General features: G+C 55.3%; 1 protein-coding gene. It reads right to left on the reverse strand.

What is annotated here, in order from left to right; genetic code table 11:
• Window positions 1-1,285: hypothetical protein (locus RC85_RS28125; RefSeq protein ID WP_162273310.1), on the reverse strand; the 1,285-nt coding region annotated here is incomplete at both ends.

The raw sequence follows: 1,285 nt of genomic DNA on the forward strand, positions 1-1,285 counted from the left end.
GCCCAAAGCATTGGCCTGTAGTTCACGACGGAAGGACGCCAGTCGCACATCGGCAGTTGTGAGGAACGATTCAGCCTGAGTCAGGCTTTTCTGTTGGCTCATTTGTCTCGCACTTTTGAGCGCCGTCACGGCGTCGTTGAGAGCTCTGCTGCTTCCGGCGGAATCCTTGGACAGCCTTTCCATTTGCCCGCTTAGCAGTTGTTCGATCGCCAGCCACTGTTGAGTGATCGACAAGTGCATTTCGAACATCGATTGAGTTCCGTTGCCGCCAAAACTGTCGTTGAGTCGATTGATCAGATTCGAATCCTGCGTCATGACCAACGTCATCATGAAAGGCGCCTTTTCGATGCGGATCCTGGTTCCTTCCGGAGTCCGCTCGGTCGAAACCGGAGCCAGTTCAGAATCCGTCAAATGGTAGACTCGATGAGTGTGGATTGTGTCTGTGTCGACAATCGAAACGGGCAGGGCAGGGCAGTCTCCGGCCCAAAACTGCTCATGATGGGTCGGTCGCTGAACCAGCAGCAATCGTGCTCGATCGGTCGCCAGAGCAGTCACTTCGACGTCACGATTGTTCGATACCGGGAGCTTACCCAGCACGACTCCGCCGCTAACCCACGGTTCAATTTGATCCAGCCAGCGATTTACGTATTCGATCGTTAGTGAGCGCAATTTGGATTCCGGATCGTCAGCATCCAATCGGTTTCGCGAACGGAATCGAAGACAACGCGCCCCCGAAACGATGGCCTCGGTCGCGATCGACTTGAGCTGCTGATACTCGATCGGAGTCGGTGGAGCCTGGCCGAAAATGGCTTCTGTCTGAGTCAAAACCGCAAGGCTCATCTCGGTTTGCACATCGGCGCAAATCGGTTTGCTCGACCCGATGGCTTTGGATCGCGTCGCCAGCCAGTCGCTGTATTGGCTAAGCAGATGACTGCTGCCGATGGTTTGCAAGCCGATCGAATGAATGTCGACCTGTTGAGCAATCTGTGACCAATGTGAAACGGAATGGCCAAAAATGGGACGTCCCTCTCGTGAGTCCGTTTCTCGAATCTCGCGGATCCGCTGGCGAATCCTCGACGTGTGTTTCGCACCAAGCTCACGTCCAACCGACCACGCCAAAACCGGATCGTACTCAAACCCAATCGGTTCGACTCCGACGGATGCTGGTGGTGGGGCGATCAGCCACATGCCCAGTTTCCTGGCTTCCGTCAGCTCAGCAGCGGTCGCGTTGGACTTGAGCTCGATCGTGTTGAAACCGATCGCCTTCAGATACTCAAATGACTCG

Source organism: Rubripirellula obstinata, assembly GCF_001642955.1.
Classification (GTDB): Bacteria; Planctomycetota; Planctomycetia; order Pirellulales; family Pirellulaceae; genus Rubripirellula; species Rubripirellula obstinata.